A 16,833-nucleotide genomic window follows, 5' to 3' on the forward strand; every position below is an offset into this window, starting at 1 on the left:
CGGCGGTCCGACTGTGATAAATCGGGCAATTTCCAGGAAGTTTCCGTCAGGCATCGTTGTGAGCAAAGAAATCGTGTGGCGCTTATGTGGAATCTATGCAGCGTCAGGCTGCGCCGATGGCTGGGCGAGCTGGAACGCCTTGAGGGTGTGGCAGGCCTCGTCGATCGCGGCCAGCGTGGGATACGGCGCCATGTCGACCTCGAAGCGGCGCGCATTGAAAATCTGCGGAATCAGGCAGCAATCCGCCATGGTGGGCGTGTCGCCGAAACAGAAGCGGCCACGCTGCGGGCTGGCGGCAAGCTGTCGTTCCAGCGCGGCGAAACCGAGATCGATCCAGTGCCGGATCCATTGTTGCTTGGCCTCTTCGCTCACGCCCAGTTCCTGCTTGAGCATGCGCAGCACGCGCAGGTTGTTGAGCGGATGGATGTCGCAGGCAATCGCCAGCGCAATCTCGCGCACATGGGCGCGGTCGGTCAACCCTGAAGGCAGAAGCGCCGGCGTCGGGAAACGTTCTTCGAGATACTCCAGGATCGCCAGCGATTGCGTGATGTGGCGTCCACCCTCTTCCATCACCGGCACCAGCGATTGCGGATTCAATGCGCTGAACGCCGGCGCAAACTGCTCGCCGCCGTTATTGAGCAGATGCACCGGCACGGTGTCGTAGGACTGGCCTTTCAGATGCAACGCAATGCGCACGCGGTACGAAGCCGAACTGCGGAAATAACTGTACAGATGGATGGTCATGGGCGCTGTCTCCTGGATTTTTTGAAACTTCTCAAATCGATCGCGCCGGCAGCACCGTGCCCGTCACCTCGCCGAAACCGATGCGCGGCAAACCGTCGCGCGCCGCCCAGCCGCGCATGACGACGGTATCGCCGTCTTCGATGAAAATGCGGGTCTCGCCGTCGGCCAGATGGACTGGATGCTTGCCTCCCGCGGTCAGTTCCAGCAGCGAACCGGCCGAGTCCGGCGTCGGCCCCGACAAGGTGCCCGAACCCAGCAGATCCCCCGCGCGCAGGTTGCAGCCGCCGACGGTATGGTGCGCCACCAGTTGCGGCACGGTCCAGTACGCGTCGCGGAAATTGCCCAGCGACAGGCGTTGCGGCGCAATGCCGGCGGCGCGCATAGCCCTGGTTTGCAACAGCACTTCCAGTTGCACATCGAATGCGCCGCTGTCGCGCAAGTCCACCGAATCCAGATACGCCATTGGCTGCGGATCGGCGGCGTCGCGCGTCCAGGCGGAGCGATACGGCGCCAGCGCTTCCAGCGTCACGATCCACGGCGAAATCGTCGACGCGAAATTCTTCGCCAGGAAAGGACCCAGCGGCTGGTATTCCCAGGCCTGCACGTCGCGCGCCGACCAGTCGTTCAGCAGGCACAGGCCGAACACATGCGACTCGGCCTGACCGATGGCGATCGCATCGCCGAGCGCATTGCCCTTGCCCATGAACACGCCGACTTCCATCTCGTAATCGAGGCGTTTGCAAGGACCGAACACCGGCGTGTCGGACGTCGGCGCCTTGGTCTGGCCGAGCGGACGGCGGAACTGCTGGCCCGACACCGCAATCGAGGACGAGCGGCCGTGATAGCCGATCGGCAGCCATTTGTAATTGGGCAGCAGCGGGCTGTCGGGACGGAACAGCTTGCCCACCGCCGTGGCGTGATGGATCGACGTGTAGAAATCGGTGTAATCGCCGATCTGCGCCGGCAAAGCGTGCTCGGCCTCGGCTTGCGGGACCAGGCAGGACTCCAGTTGCGACTGATGCACCGCCTCCTCGCGCAGCAAGGTCGACAACGCCAGGCGCAGGGCCGACCAGGATGCCGCGTCAAGCTCCATCAGCGGATTCAGATTGCTGCCCGAGGTTGCCGCCACGATGGCCTTGTGCGTGATTTCGCCAAAGCCGCCGAATGCGCCGCTCTCGAATGCCGCACGCAAGTCGAGGATCTGGTCGCCGATCGCCACGCCGGCGCGAAAATCCTCATCGTCGCCCTTGCGGCGGAATATACCGTACGGCAAATTTTGCACGGGAAATCCGCAACCGTCGCGATTGGCCGAGGCGACCCAGCTCTGCAGCGCGGGATCGTGGGTTTCGTTCAAGGAAATGCTCATGTTTGCTCCGGACGATGTTGCGGGTTGAAGTGCTTCCTGATATCCATCCAGCATCGATAATAGTCCTTCTGCAGCGTCGGCGAAGCCAGCGCATGGCGCGTCGGCTTGATGATATTGCGCGTCTCGATCATGAAGGCCATGGTGTCGGCCACCTTGTCCGGCTTTGTCGTGTCGCTGCGGCTGGCCTTCTCGAAGGTGGCGCTGTCGGGACCGTGGCCGGTCATGCAATTGTGCAGGCTGGCGCCGCCCGGAAGGAAGCCCTCGGCCTTGGCGTCGTACTCGCCATGGATCAGTCCCATGAATTCGCTGGCCACGTTGCGGTGGAACCAGGGTGGACGGAAGGTATGTTCCGCCGCCAGCCAGCGCGGCGGAAAGATCACGAAATCCAGCATATCCACGCCCGGCGTATCGCTCTGCGCCTGCAACACCAGGAAGATGGACGGATCGGGATGATCGTAGCTGATCGAACCTATCGTATTGAAGCGACGCAAGTCGTACTTGTAGGGCGCGTAATTGCCGTGCCATGCCACCACGTCCAGCGGCGAGTGGCCGATCCTGGCCTGCCACAGCTTGCCGCCGAATTTGGCGATCAATCTGAAATCGCCTTCGCGATCTTCATACCAGGCATGCGGCGTCAGGAAATCGCGCGGATTGGCGAGGCCGTTGGAACCGAGCGGTCCCAGGTCCGGCAGGCGCAGCAGCGCGCCGAAGTTTTCGCACACATAGCCTTGCGCCTGACCGTCGGGCAACCTGACCTGGAAACGCACGCCGCGCGGAATCACCGCGATCTCCTGCGGCTCGATATCGATCGTACCCATTTCGGTCAGCAATTGCAGACGGCCGGTCTGCGGCACGATCAGCAATTCGCCGTCGGCGGAATAAAAGAAACAGTCCGTCATCGACCGGTTGGCCGCGTACAAGTGGATCGCGCAACCGCTCTGTGCATCCGGCGAACCGTTGCCGGCCATGGTCATCAGGCCGGCAACGAAATCGGTCGGCGCGCCCGGCATCGCCTGCGGATCCCACCGCAACTGGTTGGGCGGCGCATCGACTTCATCGAAACCGCCGGCGATCAGACCGTTGTCGATACGTTCGAACGGCTCATGCATCGCCGCCGGGCGGATGCGATACAGCCACGAGCGGCGATTGTGGCTGCGCGGCGCGGTGAAGGCGGTACCGGAAACCTGCTCGGCATACAGGCCGTAGGCAACCTGCTGCGGCGAATTCTGGTTCGCCGGCAAGGCGCCGGGCAAGGCTTCGGTCGCAAATTCATTGCCGAAGCCCGATTGATAGCCGGCCGTCTTGCCGGCTGTTGTGCGATTGGCGATTGCCGATTCTGCAAGCGTATTCATGGTCTGTCCTTCTCAAGAATGCGAACGTTTACTGCGGTCGGTACCAATGCAGGCGCGCCACCATCAGCGCCGACACGATCGCCGGCACCGCCGCCGCGACGAACAGTGAACTGTTGGCCCATTGCATGGCGATCAGTTGGCCGCCGATGACCGGCCCCAGCACCGAGCCGATACGGCCGATGCCAAGCGCCCAGCCGATGCCGGTCGAACGCAACTGGGTCGGATAAAACGTGCCTGCCAGCGCATTGACGGCGGGCTGGCCGCCCACCACGCAAAAGCCGGCGACGATCACGCAGAGGAACAGCAGGACCGGCATCGTCGCCACACGGCCGATCAATGCAATGAAAATGCAGGCCGCCACGAAACAGGCGCCCAGCACCTTGGTGAAACCGAAACGATTGATGAACCAGCCCAGCGTCAGCGTCCCGACGATGCCGCCGACCTGCAGCGAGGTGCCGATCAGCACCGCCGTGCCGGTGGAATAACCGGCGTCCTTGATCAGCGTCGGCAGCCAGTTGGACAGGAAATACAGATTGATCAGGTTCATGAAACTGATCAGCCACAACAGCAGCGTCACGCCGGCACGACCCTCGCGGAACAGTTCCGCCACCGGCATGCCTTCGCTCCTGGCTTCCTTGACGACGACCGTGCTGCCCTGGTCGATCTCCAGGTCCGGCTGGACCTTGCGCAGCCAGCGCGCCACTTGCTGCATCGGGCGCTTGCGCAGCACCAGAAACTGGATCGATTCAGGCAGCCACGCCAGCATCGCCACACCCAGCAATGCCGGAATCAGGCCGCCGACCAGGAACACCGAACGCCAGCCGAATGCTGGAATCAACGCCGCACTGACGAAACCGCCCACCGCCGCGCCCACCGTGAAGCCGCACGACACCAGCATCATGCGCGTCACGCGCGAACCGTTCGGGCTGAACTCGCCGACCAGCGCCATCGCGTTCGGCATGATGCTGCCGAGGCCGAAACCGGTAATGAAGCGCAACACCAGCAATTCATCGATGGTCTGCACACGCGTGGTCAGCAGCATGCAGATGGCGAAGAAAAAGGTCGAAACAATCAGCACCGGACGGCGGCCGTATCTGTCGCCCACCGGCGTCAGCGCCAGCGAACCGAGCAGCATGCCGAACAGGCCCGCACCGAACACCGGGCCGAGGCTGGCCTTGTTGACCTGCCAGTCGCCGATGATGGCCGGTGCGACATAGCCCATGGCCTGGATGTCGAAACCGTCGATGATCAGACACAGGCCGCATAGCAGCAACAGGCCAAATTGAAACGCGCCGAAACGGCTTTGCTCGACGACCTGATCGACATTGATCACATCGGATTTCATTTGTACTCCTCCTGATTTTTTGTGGATGTGCTGAATGACGGCGACGCATGAACGACAAATGCGCCCGGCTGCAAGACAGCTTTATTGTTGTAAGACTCAGACTGTAGAGCAATGATCCTGTTTTTACGATATAAATGTCGAAATGTAGTTCATTGATTTTATGAATAGTAGGTCTCTCCACATGATCGAACCCAAAGATATCGACCTCAACCTGCTGGTGGTGTTTCAGGAAGTGTTCCAGGATCGCCAGATCTCGTCGGTGGCCCGCCGCCTGAACCTGTCGCAGCCGGCTGTCAGCAATGCGTTGGCGCGCTTGCGCCGCACCTTCGGTGACGAACTGTTCGTGCGCACCGCCCAGGGCATGCAGCCGACGCCGTTCGCCCAGCAACTGGCCGAGCCGGTGGCGGCGGCGCTGATCCATGTGTCGAAGGCGCTGAACCGGCAAGATGCATTTTCGGCCTCGGCCAGCAAGCGGCATTTCACGATCGCCATGACCGATGTCGGCGAGGTCTACTTCATGCCGGCGCTGATCGACGCATGCAACCGGCTCGCGCCGGGTATCCAGATCAGCACGGTGCGCGCCGGCGCCATCGACCTCAAGACCGAAATGGAGTCAGGCCGCGTCGACCTCGCCATCGGCGCTTTCGACAATGTTTCGGGCGCGTTATACCAGCGGCGGCTGTTCCGGCAAAACTATGTCAGCATGTTCCGCCAGGGCCATCCGCTGAGCGGCGGGAATGTGACCCTCAAGGAGTTCCTCGCGGCGCAACACCTCGTGGTATCGTCGCAGGAAAGTCCGTACGACCGCATCAACCAGAATCTGGAAAAGGCCGGCATCCGCGCCAACGTCAATTTCCGCGTGCCGCATTTCACCGCCGTGCCCTATATCGTCAGCACCACCGACCTGGTCGTGACGGTGCCGCTGAAGCTGGCCGAAAGCGCGGCCCGGCCGTTCAACCTACAATACATCCGTCCGCCGCTGCGGCTGCCTTCGTTGCAGACCAACGTCTTCTGGCACCGCCGCTTCAACCAGGACGAAGGCAACCAGTGGCTGCGCGGTTTCATTTCGGAGCATTTTGCCGAACAATAGGACAACGGGAACTTATTTCATAAATAGTTCAGGAGACATCATATGCAGTACCTGCACTACGACCGCGAACAACTCGACCGCCAATACAACGTGCGCATCGGCATTGCACGCTTCCAGGACATTTTCGACCGCTGGAATGCACAGGCAAAAGCCTATCGCCAGCAACACACGGCGCGCACCAACCTCCATTACGGCATGCACCGGCTGCAGACCCTGGACTATTTCCCCGCCGAGGAAGAGAATGCGCCGCTGCTGGTGTTCGTGCATGGCGGCTACTGGCGCTCGCTGGACAAGGACGGCTTCAGCCACGTCGCCGCGCCTTACCTGCAAGCGGGGATCGCGGTCGCCCTGCTCAACTATCGCCTCGCCCCCGAAGTCGACATGCCCGGGATCGTCGCGGATGTCTGCGCAGGCTTTGCCTGGCTGTACCGGCAAGCCGCGACGCTCGGCTTCGACCCACAACGCATGCATGTCGCCGGGCACTCGGCCGGAGGCCATCTCGCGGCGATGCTGGCAAGCACGGACTGGCATGCTTTCAACCTTCCCGCCGACGCCGTCAAAGGACTTTGCTGCATCAGCGGCCTTTACGATCTGGAACCTATACGCCTGTGCTACCTGAATGAAACGCTGCGTCTCGATGAACCGCAAGTGGCGCAATTCAGTCCGCTGCATCACCTGCCGCCGACGACGATGCCGGTTGTGCTGACCGCGGGCGGCACCGAGTCGGCGGAATTCCACCGCCAGATGGCCGCCTATGCCGAACGCCTGGCGCATGCGGGCTTCTCCGTGCAGCGAGTCAGACTGTCGGACGGCCATCATCTCGACGTGATCGACAAGTTCGGCGACAGGGACGGCGAACTGGCGCGCGCATTGGTTGCGATGATCGGAAACTGAGGCGGAGAACCCGCAACGCAGTGTTATCATGCCTCTTCTCCTGAATACGGTTTTCGGTTGCGCGCTGCCGTATTCCCCACTCTGCTTTGCTGTTCGTTATCGATGTCCCGTCCTCCCTTGCTGCAAATCGTCCCGCTCGCCGCGCTGACCGGCGTCGGCATGCTGACCACCGATCTCTATCTGCCCGCGTTGCCCCATCTCGCCCTTGATCTCGGCAGCGATGTGCCTGCCGTGCAGGCGACGATTTCCTCATTCATGATCACATTGGCGTTGTCGCAACTGCTGTGGGGCGCGCTGGCCGACCGGCTCGGCATGCGCAACACGCTGCTGGCAGGCATCGCCTTGCTGGCCGCCACCGGCGTCGCCTGCGCGCTGGCATCGGACGTCAATGCGTTGATCATCTATCGCGCCGTGCAAGGCATCGGTGCGGGCGCCGCGACGGTGGTGGTGCCGGTGCTGCTGCGGCGGCGCTTTGCCGACGCCGATGCAATGCGCGCGATTTCCTGGGTGAGCATCGCCGAATCCATCATCCCGGCGGTTGCGCCGGTGATCGGCGCCGGCATCCTGCTGGTGTCGGGCTGGCGCAGTAATTTCTGGCTGGTAGCGACGCTGGCGCTGGGCCTGTTGCCGTTCATCCTGACGCTGGTGCCGGGACGCCAGGTGCTGCATACCGAGGATGAAACCGTCAGCTACGCCGCGCTGCTGAAGAATCGCATTTATCTGCGCGACGCCACCGTATACGGACTGACCTTCGGCGCGCTGGTCACTTTCGTCGCCAGCGCGCCGCATCTGATCGAACAATGGAGCGGATACGGTCCCGGCATGTTTGCGCTGATGCAAGTCTGCGGCGTATCGGCCTTCATCGTCGCAGCTTCGCGCGCTGGCGCCATGGCGCATCGCTGCGGCATCTACAAGCTGATGCAGTCGGGCGCGGCCGTGCAACTGCTGTCGGTGGCCGGGTTGATTGCGCTGGGCTTGCTGGACCAACGCCATGTCGCGCCGCTGATCCTGTGCTGGATGCTGTTCTGCGCCGGCCTGGGCCTGCGCGGCCCATCCACCGTCACCCGCGCGTTGTCGGTGCCGAAATCGCTGACCAGCCTAGCGTCAGGTTTCCTGATGTTCCTGGCGCTGACCTTGTCGGGAATCGGCACCCAGCTCGCCGGCTTCCTGTTGCATCGCGGCCTGCTGCCCGTGGCCTTGCTGGTCGCCGCGATGATCCTCGCCAGCCTGCTTCTGCAGCGCGACGGCGCCGCAACCCAATGACAAGAAACAAACATTCGACCGGTATCTCGGAAACAATCCTGATACATATCGGAATAATTCTCATTCTCCAAATCATTTATAATAGAGCGCTTTAGGGAAACGCCTTTCCGCTCGCTGGCGCCAGACAAACTCGCCGCCAGCCTGCCTATCAAAGAAAAACATGTTCAAGAAAATCTGGTTCCAGGTGCACTGGTTCATCGGCATCACTGCGGGCACCGTCCTCATGGCGATCGGCGTTACCGGCGCCGTCCTGTCTTTCCGCGAAGAAATCATCGACTGGATCAATCCCGGCGTCGTCCATGTCGCCGCACGCCAGCAAGCAGTCCTGACCCCGCAGCAAATCATCGAACGCCTGCACGCCGCCGTTCCCGACGAGCGCGTAGCCAACCTCACGCTCTACGCCGAACCGGGCGCTTCCGCGCGCATCAATTTCGCCCCACCGCCCGGCGTGCGCCGCGGCGAACTGCGCTATGCCGATCCGTATACCGGCGCACTGCTGCCGCCGCCGGCCGGCAATGCATTCTTTGAGTTCATCGAACGCTTCCACCGCTGGCTGCTGCTGCCGGTCGACAACGGCAAGGTCGTCGCCGGCAGCCTGTCCATGTGCCTGCTGGTCCTGGCGCTGTCCGGCCTGTACATGCGCTGGCCGCGCCGCGCGCTCAACTGGCGCGCGTGGTTCAGACTGGATTTCGGCTTGTCCGGCCGCTCTTTTCTGTGGAACCTGCATTCGGTGATCGGCACCTGGGCGCTGGTGATGTATGTGATTTTCACGACCACCGGCATGTATTGGGCGTTCGACTGGTTCAAGCAAGGCGTGAATGCGCTGGCGGGCCAGGAGACGCCGATGCGCATGGCGCCGCCGCAGAAGAAGGACAAGAAAGACAAGGGCGAAAAAGCCGAAACCCCACCCGCCCCGCTTGACCTGACGCTGGCCTGGAGCGTCTTCCAGCGTGAAGCCGGTCCGTACACGCTGGTCAGCATGCGCCTGCCGGAAAAAGCCGCGCAGGCAATCCAGTTCACTTACCTGCCGCCCGATGCCGCCCACGAACGCGCGCGCGACCGCCTGACCATCCTGCCCCTGAGCGGCGAGGTCAGGCAGAATGAACGATTCGCCGACAAGAGTCGCGGCGGACGTTTCATCGGCGCCATTTATCCGCTGCACATGGGCACCTATTTCGGCCTGCCGGGGCGCATCGTCATGGCGCTTGCCGCGCTGATCATGCCGCTGTTCGGCATCACCGGCTGGATGCTGTACCTTGACCGCCGCCGCAAGAAACGCGCAGTGCGCGCCGAACGTGCGCTGCTCGATCAAAGCGGGACGGCGACGATCAGGCCCGCCGTCACGGCCGGAGACAAGGCTCCAGACGAGGAAAGCATCCTGCTGGCCTATGCCACGCAAGCCGGCCAGGCCGAACGCATTGCCCTGCACACCGCTGCCGTCCTGCAAAAAGCCGGTGTGACGGTGACCGTGCAATCGCTAGCGATGCTGGATCCGGAACGCCTGCGCCACTTCCACCGCGCGCTGTTTGTTGCGAGCACCTTCGGCGAAGGCGAACCGCCCGACAGCGCGCGCCGCTTCGCCAGACAACTCGCGCACCAGCAAGGCGGCGCGCTAAGCCATGTGCAATACGGCTTGCTGGCGCTGGGCGACCGCCATTACGAAAAATTCTGCGGCTTCGGCCACAGCCTCGACCATTGGCTGCGCAGCCAGGGCGCGCAAGCATTCTTCCCGATGATCGAGGTCGACAACAATGCACCGGCCGACCTTGCCAGATGGCAGCATGAACTCGCGGCGCTGACCGGCGGCGCACCGCTGGAAGAAGCGCCAGCAAAGGAACCGGAAGCCGCTTATGCCGGCTGGATCCTGCGTGAACGCAAACTGCTCAATCCCGGCAGTTGCGGTTCAGGCATCTACCATCTGGAATTCGAATCGCCGGCCGGACTAGACCCGCAATGGCAATCCGGCGCGCTGGCGGAAATGCTGCCGCGCCACGCGCCCGACCGCATTGCGCTGTTCCTTGAACGCGTCGGACTGGATGGCGATATCGCCGTGCGGCACCAAGGTGCGACGCGTAAGCTCGCCGATGCCCTTGCGCGCAGCGTGCTGCCCGCCGCCAAATCAGACATTACGGACATTGCTCCGCAAGCGCTGGCCGACAGCCTGCAGCCGCTGGCGTCGCGCCGGTATTCAGTGGCGTCGGTGCAGGAAGACGGACGCGTACACCTGCTGGTGCGGCAGGTGGCGCACGAGGACGGCTTCGGCCTGGCCTCGGGCTGGCTGACCGAATACGCGCAGCCGGGCGACGCCGTCGACATGCGCCTGCTGGAAAACAACAGCTTCGCGCTGGCGCCCGAACCCGGCCCGGCTATTTTCATCGGCAACGGCTCCGGCCTGGCCGGCCTGCGCAGCCACCTGCGCGCACGCATCGCGCGCGGCCAGCGCCGCAACTGGCTGCTGTTCGGCGAACGCAAGCGCGCCAACGACTTCCTCTACCGTGAAGAAATCGAGCAATGGATGCAGGACGACATGCTCAGCCGCGTCGACATCGCCTTCTCACGCGACCAGCCTGAACGCATCTATGTCCAGGACAAGCTGCGCCAGGCAGCCGACATGCTGAAGGCATGGATCAGCGAAGGCGCGGTGCTGTACGTCTGCGGCAGCCTCGACGGCATGGCCGCCGGCATCGACGCCGCCTTGTCCGAGCTGCTCGGCGAAGCGGCGCTGGACGATCTCATCGCCCAGGGCCGCTATCGCCGCGATGTCTATTGATAATTGTTATCTTGCTGCCGCAGCCCGAACTCGGCCTGCGGCAGCGCCCACATCACCGCATCCATTACAATCGGCACCGCTTCGGCCTGTACGCACAGGCACAGTTGCATCTTGCGTGCATGATCCAGCGGCGACATGCGCATGAAGCACACGCAATAGCCGCAGCTTTCCATGACGACGTGGCGCAAGCGCGTGACATCGCTGCTCTCCACCGTAATATGCATCATGCGTTCGCGCTGCTTGGGAAACGCCACCGGCTTATGCTGTCCCGATCCGTCCGGCCGGGAGGCGCCGGACGGCGCCGCCGGCGTGTTCGCCATCAGCGACGGCAACACCTGCGGAAACAGCAGCTTGTTCAGCACGGAAGAACGTTTTCTCCACACCATGGGATTCATAGCAAACCTGTCGTCGAGTAAGTGACGAGGCAAGCTTAGCCAGCTTTTTATAAAGAACATCTAAAAAGACAGACTGTCCGGGTAAACATCCGGTAAAAATCCGCTGCGCCGCCGCAACTGCAACCGACACTGTAGGCAACTTTCCCCTTTTACTGTAGGACTCCGCCGTTTCACGGTATCAAAGGCCACGGCAAGGCGCAAGTGCGTCGGGAGTGAGCCTATACTCAAGACATGATTCTTACCGCCGATCATTGCCTGCCGGATCGTCACGATGAAACCAACAACAGACAAGCACATGATTGACCGCGCCATTTCACGCCTCGCCTGCCCGCTGCTGCTCGCCGCTTCGCTGGCGCTGGCCGGTTGCGGCTCCTTGCCGCGCATCGTGCCCGACATGGGGATCCAGCCGGCCAAGACGATACAGATCAAGGGCGGTCGCGGCATCCTCAGCGCCGAACAAAGCCAGGCAGTGCTCGACAAGTTCAAAAACGCCAAGCAGGAAAACCTGATCCTGGAAAAACATCTGGCAGTGGAAGAAGCCATTACCGGTTCGCCGCTGGTCGCCGGCAACAAAGTCACGCTGCTGATCGACGGCCCCGCCACCTACGCCTCGATGTTCTCGGCTATCCGCGAAGCGCGCGACCATATCAATATGGAGACCTACATTTTCGAGAACGACGACACCGGCAAGCAATTCGCCGACCTGCTGATCGACAAGCAAAAGCACGGCGTACAGGTGAACCTGATGTACGACAGCGTCGGCACGCTCAACACGCCGCGCGAATTCTTCCAGCCGCTGATCGACGCCGGCGTCCAGGTGCTCGAATTCAATCCGGTCAATCCGGCTCTGGCGCGCAAAGGCTGGGAAGTCAACCAGCGCGACCATCGCAAGCTGCTGATCGTCGACGGCACGACCGCCTTCGTCGGCGGCATCAACATCAGCAGCGTGTATTCCAGCGGCTCGTTCCGCAAGTTCAGGAAAAAGGACGACGAAGGCAAGGACATGGCGCCCTGGCGCGACACGCAGGTGCGCATGGACGGTCCGGTCGCCGCCGAATTCCAGAAAATGTTCATCGACACCTGGGAAAAGCAGCACGGCCCGCAACTCGCCGCCAGGAACTACTATCCGAAAATCGCCAGCAAGGGCGGCGAAATCGTGCGCGGCATCGGCAGCTCGCCGGAAGATCCCTACAGCGTGATCTACGCGACGTTCATCTCCGCCATCCAGCACGCCGAGTCCTTGGTTTACCTGACCAATGCCTATTTCATCCCCGATCCGCAATTGCGCGCGGCGTTGAAGGATGCCGTCAAACGCGGCGTCGACGTGCGCCTGATGTTGCCGGGCAAGAGCGATTCGGCGCTGGTGCTGTACGCCTCGCATTCCTTCTATACTGAATTGCTGGAAGGCGGCGTCAGGATTTACGAACGCCAGGACGCCCTGCTGCACTCCAAGACGGCGCTGATCGACGGCGTGTGGTCGACCATCGGTTCGACCAACCTCGACTGGCGCAGCTTCGTCTACAACCAGGAAATCAACGCCGTCATTCTCGGCCCGCAATTCGGCGCGCAGTTGCAAGCCTTGTTCGACCGCGATCTCGCGGCATCGAAGGAAATCACGCTGGAAGCCTGGAAAGATCGCCCCATCAGCGACCGCATGAAGGAATTCGGCGCCGGCTTGTGGGCGCGCTGGCTATAGAGGAAACCGTATGCATCGTTCTTGTCCGTTGCCATCCCGGCACATGCTTGCGCACGTCGGCGCTTGTCTTGGAAAGTGCCTGGGCGCTGTCCTGGCCGCCGCATGGCTGGCATCGCTTTCCCCACACGCCGGCGCCGCCGACGCGCCTTCCGGCGCGACTGCGCTGCAAGAGCAATACCAGGCTCTGCAAACGCAATTGACGCACAACCAGTTCATGCAACCGCTTTACCTCAACTCGACCGAGAGTACGTCCAGCGTCAAGGGCGACATCTACGCCGTGGTCGATTATCCGTTCGCGCAGGTGCGCGGCGCGCTGATCTCTCCGGCAAGCTGGTGCGATGTGCTGATCCTGCACCTGAACACCAAATACTGCCGTGCCGGCGTCGGCCCGCATCCCGCAACATTGAGCATGCGCATCGGCAAGAAGCACGACCAGGCGCTGGACGACACCTACCGTCTCGATTTCAGCTATCGCATCGCGGCCAACAACGAGGATTATTTCGACATCCGTCTCGGCGCAGACAAAGGACCGATCGATACGCGCGACTACCGCATACAGCTAGAGGTGATCCCGATTGCCGACGGCCGCAGCTTCCTGCACCTGACGTATTCCTATTCCTACGGACTGGCCAGCCGCGTGGCGTTGCGCGCCTACTTGGCAACCATCGGCAGCGACAAGGTCGGTTTCACCTTGCAGGGAAAACCGGACAAAGGCAAACCCGATTACATCGGGGGTATGCGCGGCACCGTCGAACGCAACACCATGCGCTATTACCTCGCCATCGACGCTTACCTGAGCGGTCTGGCGATGTCGCCGACGCAACAACTCGAACAACGCCTGCAAGCCTGGTTCAGCGCCACCGAACGCTATCCGCGCCAGTTGCATGAGCTCGACAAGAATGAATACCTGGCGATGAAACGCAAGGAGTATGCGCGCCAGAACATGGAAAAGGCACCCGACTAGCGCGCGTTCAACATCGTGCGCCTGTCAGGCCCCGGCCTGCGTTGCACCAAGGTGCCAGCGCGCTTCGATCTCGCTGGCGGAAACCGGTTGCGAATGCAGGTAGCCTTGCATGATGTCGCAGCCGGCGGCGCGCAGGAAATCATGCTGTTCCTGCGACTCGACGCCTTCGGCGACCACCTTGAGATGCAGCTTGTGCGCGATGGCGATGATGGCTTCGGTAATGGCGATGTCGTCGGGATCGGTGGGAATGCCCTTGACGAAGCTGCGATCGATCTTGAGGGTGTCGAGCGGATATTGCTTGAGGCTGGCCAGCGACGAATAACCGGTGCCGAAGTCGTCCACCGAAATCGTCACGCCCAGTTCGCGCATGCGCTTCAACAGCACCACGGCCTCCTGCGGATTCTGCATGATGGCGCCCTCGGTGATTTCCAGCTCCAGCATGGCGGAGGGCAATCCGCTTTGCGCCAGCGCGTCGTCGATGGTCGCCAACAAATCGTCGGACGAGAACTGGCGCGGCGACAGATTCACCGCAATGCGCCCGAACTGATAGCCGCCATCGAGCCATGCCTTGCCCTGGCGGCAAGCCTCGCGCAATACCCAGGCGCCCAGAGGAACGATCAGCCCGGTCTGCTCTGCCAACGAGATAAACATGTCCGGCGCCACCATGCCACGCGTCGGATGGCGCCAGCGGATCAGCGCCTCGGCGCCGCAGACGGACCCGTCGTGCGCCGAAAACTGCGGCTGGTAATACAGCTCAAATTCCTTGCGCTCCAACGCGTGGCGCAGGCTGTTCTCGAGCAGCATCTGTTCCAGCGCATGATTGCTCATCTCCTTGTTGAACAACTGGAAGGCGTTCTTGCCGCGCTCCTTGGCATGGTACATGGCGATATCGGCGTTCTTGAGGATGGCGATCGCATCGTCGCCATGTTCGGGATACGCGGCGCTGCCGATGCTGGCGCTGATGAACATCTCGTGGCCGTTGATCACGAAAGGACGCAGGATGCTGCCGATCAGGCGCCGCGCAATCGCGGCGATGATGTCCTGCGGCGGTGAGCCGCCCAGCACCACCACGAATTCATCTCCGCCGAAACGCGCCAGTACATCGTCCGGACGCAACTGTTCGCGCAGACGTTCGGCCGCCGCCATCAGCAACTGATCGCCGGCATGATGGCCGAGCGTATCGTTGACGGTCTTGAAACGATCGAGATCGATGAAGAACAAGACCAGCGTCTCTCCGGCGAGCTGCGCCGCTTCGATCTGCTGCGCGAAAATCCGCATCAGGCTGTTACGGTTGAGCAGGCCGGTCAGGCTGTCGTGATCGGCCAGGAAAGCCAGCCTGGTCTCGGCTTCCTTGCGAATGGTGTTGTCGGTGAAGACGCCGACATAATTGGAGATCCCGCCCTGATTGTCGCGTATCGCCGAGATCGACAACCATGCCGGGTACCAGTTGCCGTCCTTGCGCCGGTCCTTCATCTCGCCCTGCCAATGACCGTCCGACGCCAGGCGCTCCAGCATGCCGCGATTGATCTCCGCCTGCGCGCTGGGTCCGGTCATCATGCGCGAACGTTTGCCCATGGCTTCTTCCGGGCGGTAACCGGTAATCCGCGTAAAGGCAGGATTCACCGCCAGGATACGGAACTCGGCATCGGTGATGAGGATGCCTTCGCTGGCGGACTCGAACACGCGGTCGGACAAGCGCGACTGCCATTCGGATTGCACCTGCTGGTTGACGTCCAATGCCATGTCCACCAGCGCGACCGTTCCCTGATGCCGGCACACACTGCCATGTACTTCCACCCAATGGCGCTCGCCATTGCGGCTGAGGATACGGTAGGTGGAACGCACATGCGTTTCCGCGCCGTCCAGACGCTTGCGCTGGCTGTCCCGCAGCAGCGCCAGATCTTCCGGCGCGGTCAGGTCGGCGATATGCAGGCCGACCAGTTCTGCGCCCAGTCCGTAGCCAAGCATTACCGCCATTTTATCGTTGGCCTGCAACACGCGGCCATCGCCGGCAAGCACATACACACCGACCAGCGACTGCTCCGCAAAATGCCGGAAACCGAGGCCGAGGTCTTCATGCGTCACCTGAGGCGGGACCGACGCGCGATGCGGGATGTGCGGGATGGCGTCGCTATGTATGCGGGGATGGATGGGCGAATGATTCGGCGGATGCGGCATCCTCGCCTGCGGCGAACGGCCATAGCGCGCCTGAATGGCGACAAACGCATTCGATAGTCGTCTCTGTAATGCTCTCAATCTGTTTCCCGTATCAGGCCCCGCTCCGATCTGTCGCCGGTCGCTGCGTGCTGCCTGTGTCTCCGATAATTATTTTCCGTTTCTTCCGTGTGGGTGGAAGATTGCCGACCGTTGGTCACGGTCGATGGCCGCAGTGGCGGCTCTTCGTCTTGTGCATCCAGCTTTTTATGGCGCGTGGTAACGCGCAGGCGCTAGATTAGCATGACGGCACGCCGCCCGAGGATTTCGCACGAAAATATCAGCGCGAGCTTACAAGCGCCTTGCAACATTGCCGTTCGTCATATCCGCTGGCCGGTGGGAGAATTTATTGCAGGTCTGTCAGGCCCAGCGAAATATATTGACGCATGCCCGGCTGCGCCATCTTCTTCCTGACCGCTTCGGCGATGCGGGCGCGATGTTCGGTGTACAGCGCCACGATGTTGTTGCTGGTCAGGCCGCCAATGGCGATCAATGTGGCGCGGGAAACGAAACCCGGCAGCACGGTGCCGTTGTTGCGGATGACAAAAGTCACGCGGTCGTCGCCGGCGTCCCTGGGATTTTCAAGCAAAAACTGTTTCGACATGCCGCTTCGGATAGACGTTTCTGAGGGGCCGCATCGTACCACATCCGTCGCCCGATCATCAGCGCATACGACGAATTTTCATCGCCATCGTTATATACGCTAAAATATAGCGAAACATGCCGCTCTAGAGACGGCA

13 protein-coding genes are annotated in these 16,833 nt (G+C 62.0%); 6 read left to right on the forward strand and 7 right to left on the reverse strand.

Annotated features, from left to right (window positions below; genetic code table 11):
* Window positions 1-93 precede the first annotated feature (93 nt).
* Genes maiA through RV1423_RS12300 form a run of 4 tightly spaced genes read right to left on the reverse strand, consistent with a single transcriptional unit; the run spans window position 94 to window position 4,807 of the window.
* Window positions 94-744, reverse strand: coding sequence for a maleylacetoacetate isomerase (gene maiA, locus RV1423_RS12285; RefSeq protein WP_034296883.1), 651 nt, complete (start codon window positions 742-744; stop codon window positions 94-96).
* A 31-nt stretch (window positions 745-775) separates the two neighbouring features.
* Complete coding sequence (gene fahA, locus RV1423_RS12290; protein ID WP_034296885.1) at window positions 776-2,110, reverse strand: fumarylacetoacetase; 1,335 nt, start codon at window positions 2,108-2,110, stop codon at window positions 776-778.
* Window positions 2,107-3,462, reverse strand: a complete 1,356-nt coding sequence (gene hmgA / locus RV1423_RS12295) for a homogentisate 1,2-dioxygenase (RefSeq protein ID WP_034296887.1) — start codon at window positions 3,460-3,462, stop codon at window positions 2,107-2,109. Before hmgA ends, fahA begins: the two co-directional genes overlap by 4 nt.
* 28 nt (window positions 3,463-3,490) lie before the next feature.
* Window positions 3,491-4,807, reverse strand: a complete 1,317-nt coding sequence (locus tag RV1423_RS12300) for an MFS transporter (protein WP_034296889.1) — start codon at window positions 4,805-4,807, stop codon at window positions 3,491-3,493.
* 181 nt (window positions 4,808-4,988) lie between these two features.
* Here RV1423_RS12300 and RV1423_RS12305 point away from each other — a divergent pair, with 181 nt between their 5' ends.
* The 4 genes from RV1423_RS12305 (at window position 4,989) to RV1423_RS12320 (ending at window position 10,824) form a co-directional block, all read left to right on the forward strand.
* Complete coding sequence (locus RV1423_RS12305; protein WP_034296891.1) at window positions 4,989-5,897, forward strand: LysR family transcriptional regulator; 909 nt, start codon at window positions 4,989-4,991, stop codon at window positions 5,895-5,897.
* A gap of 42 nt (window positions 5,898-5,939) precedes the next feature.
* Window positions 5,940-6,791, forward strand: a complete 852-nt coding sequence (locus RV1423_RS12310; RefSeq protein WP_034296893.1) for an alpha/beta hydrolase — start codon at window positions 5,940-5,942, stop codon at window positions 6,789-6,791.
* Between the two features lie 102 nt (window positions 6,792-6,893).
* Window positions 6,894-8,054 (forward strand): MFS transporter, encoded by a 1,161-nt coding sequence (locus tag RV1423_RS12315; protein ID WP_051516652.1) that lies wholly within the window; start codon window positions 6,894-6,896, stop codon window positions 8,052-8,054.
* 160 nt (window positions 8,055-8,214) lie between these two features.
* The gene (locus RV1423_RS12320; protein WP_034296894.1) at window positions 8,215-10,824 is read left to right on the forward strand and encodes a sulfite reductase flavoprotein subunit alpha; all 2,610 of its coding nucleotides are present in this window, start codon (window positions 8,215-8,217) and stop codon (window positions 10,822-10,824) included.
* Here RV1423_RS12320 and RV1423_RS28540 read toward each other — a convergent pair.
* Window positions 10,818-11,210, reverse strand: a complete 393-nt coding sequence (locus RV1423_RS28540) for a hypothetical protein (protein WP_051516653.1) — start codon at window positions 11,208-11,210, stop codon at window positions 10,818-10,820. The genes RV1423_RS12320 and RV1423_RS28540 overlap by 7 nt on opposite strands.
* Before the next feature lie 280 nt (window positions 11,211-11,490).
* On the opposite strand from RV1423_RS28540, the gene cls reads away from it, so the two are divergent.
* Together cls and RV1423_RS12335 are read left to right on the forward strand one after the other, a co-directional pair.
* Entirely contained in the window at window positions 11,491-12,915 is a 1,425-nt protein-coding gene (cls, locus tag RV1423_RS12330) for a cardiolipin synthase (protein ID WP_081768800.1), read from the forward strand.
* A gap of 43 nt (window positions 12,916-12,958) precedes the next feature.
* Window positions 12,959-13,879 carry a hypothetical protein gene (locus RV1423_RS12335; RefSeq protein ID WP_034296898.1) on the forward strand — a complete coding sequence of 307 codons (921 nt, stop codon included), beginning with the start codon at window positions 12,959-12,961 and terminating at the stop codon, window positions 13,877-13,879.
* Between the two features lie 24 nt (window positions 13,880-13,903).
* On the opposite strand, the gene RV1423_RS12340 is transcribed toward RV1423_RS12335, so the two are convergent.
* Together RV1423_RS12340 and RV1423_RS12345 are read right to left on the reverse strand one after the other, a co-directional pair.
* The gene (locus RV1423_RS12340) at window positions 13,904-16,135 is read right to left on the reverse strand and encodes a bifunctional diguanylate cyclase/phosphodiesterase (RefSeq protein ID WP_231502232.1); all 2,232 of its coding nucleotides are present in this window, start codon (window positions 16,133-16,135) and stop codon (window positions 13,904-13,906) included.
* A gap of 304 nt (window positions 16,136-16,439) precedes the next feature.
* Entirely contained in the window at window positions 16,440-16,697 is a 258-nt protein-coding gene (locus RV1423_RS12345) for a DUF1488 family protein (RefSeq protein ID WP_034296899.1), read from the reverse strand.
* Window positions 16,698-16,833 lie beyond the last annotated feature (136 nt).

It is taken from the genome of Herbaspirillum sp. RV1423 (assembly GCF_000577615.1).
Taxonomy (GTDB): domain Bacteria; phylum Pseudomonadota; class Gammaproteobacteria; order Burkholderiales; family Burkholderiaceae_D; genus Herbaspirillum.

Bases quoted from the DNA above. Each gene is read 5' to 3' on its own strand.
- maiA (WP_034296883.1), bottom strand. From the start codon at position 744: ATGACCATCCATCTGTACAGTTATTTCCGCAGTTCGGCTTCGTACCGC.
- fahA (WP_034296885.1), bottom strand. From the start codon at position 2,110: ATGAGCATTTCCTTGAACGAAACCCACGATCCCGCGCTGCAGAGCTGG.
- hmgA (WP_034296887.1), bottom strand. From the start codon at position 3,462: ATGAATACGCTTGCAGAATCGGCAATCGCCAATCGCACAACAGCCGGC.
- RV1423_RS12300 (WP_034296889.1), bottom strand. From the start codon at position 4,807: ATGAAATCCGATGTGATCAATGTCGATCAGGTCGTCGAGCAAAGCCGT.
- RV1423_RS12305 (WP_034296891.1), top strand. From the start codon at position 4,989: ATGATCGAACCCAAAGATATCGACCTCAACCTGCTGGTGGTGTTTCAG.
- RV1423_RS12310 (WP_034296893.1), top strand. From the start codon at position 5,940: ATGCAGTACCTGCACTACGACCGCGAACAACTCGACCGCCAATACAAC.
- RV1423_RS12315 (WP_051516652.1), top strand. From the start codon at position 6,894: ATGTCCCGTCCTCCCTTGCTGCAAATCGTCCCGCTCGCCGCGCTGACC.
- RV1423_RS12320 (WP_034296894.1), top strand. From the start codon at position 8,215: ATGTTCAAGAAAATCTGGTTCCAGGTGCACTGGTTCATCGGCATCACT.
- RV1423_RS28540 (WP_051516653.1), bottom strand. From the start codon at position 11,210: ATGGTGTGGAGAAAACGTTCTTCCGTGCTGAACAAGCTGCTGTTTCCG.
- cls (WP_081768800.1), top strand. From the start codon at position 11,491: ATGAAACCAACAACAGACAAGCACATGATTGACCGCGCCATTTCACGC.
- RV1423_RS12335 (WP_034296898.1), top strand. From the start codon at position 12,959: ATGCTTGCGCACGTCGGCGCTTGTCTTGGAAAGTGCCTGGGCGCTGTC.
- RV1423_RS12345 (WP_034296899.1), bottom strand. From the start codon at position 16,697: ATGTCGAAACAGTTTTTGCTTGAAAATCCCAGGGACGCCGGCGACGAC.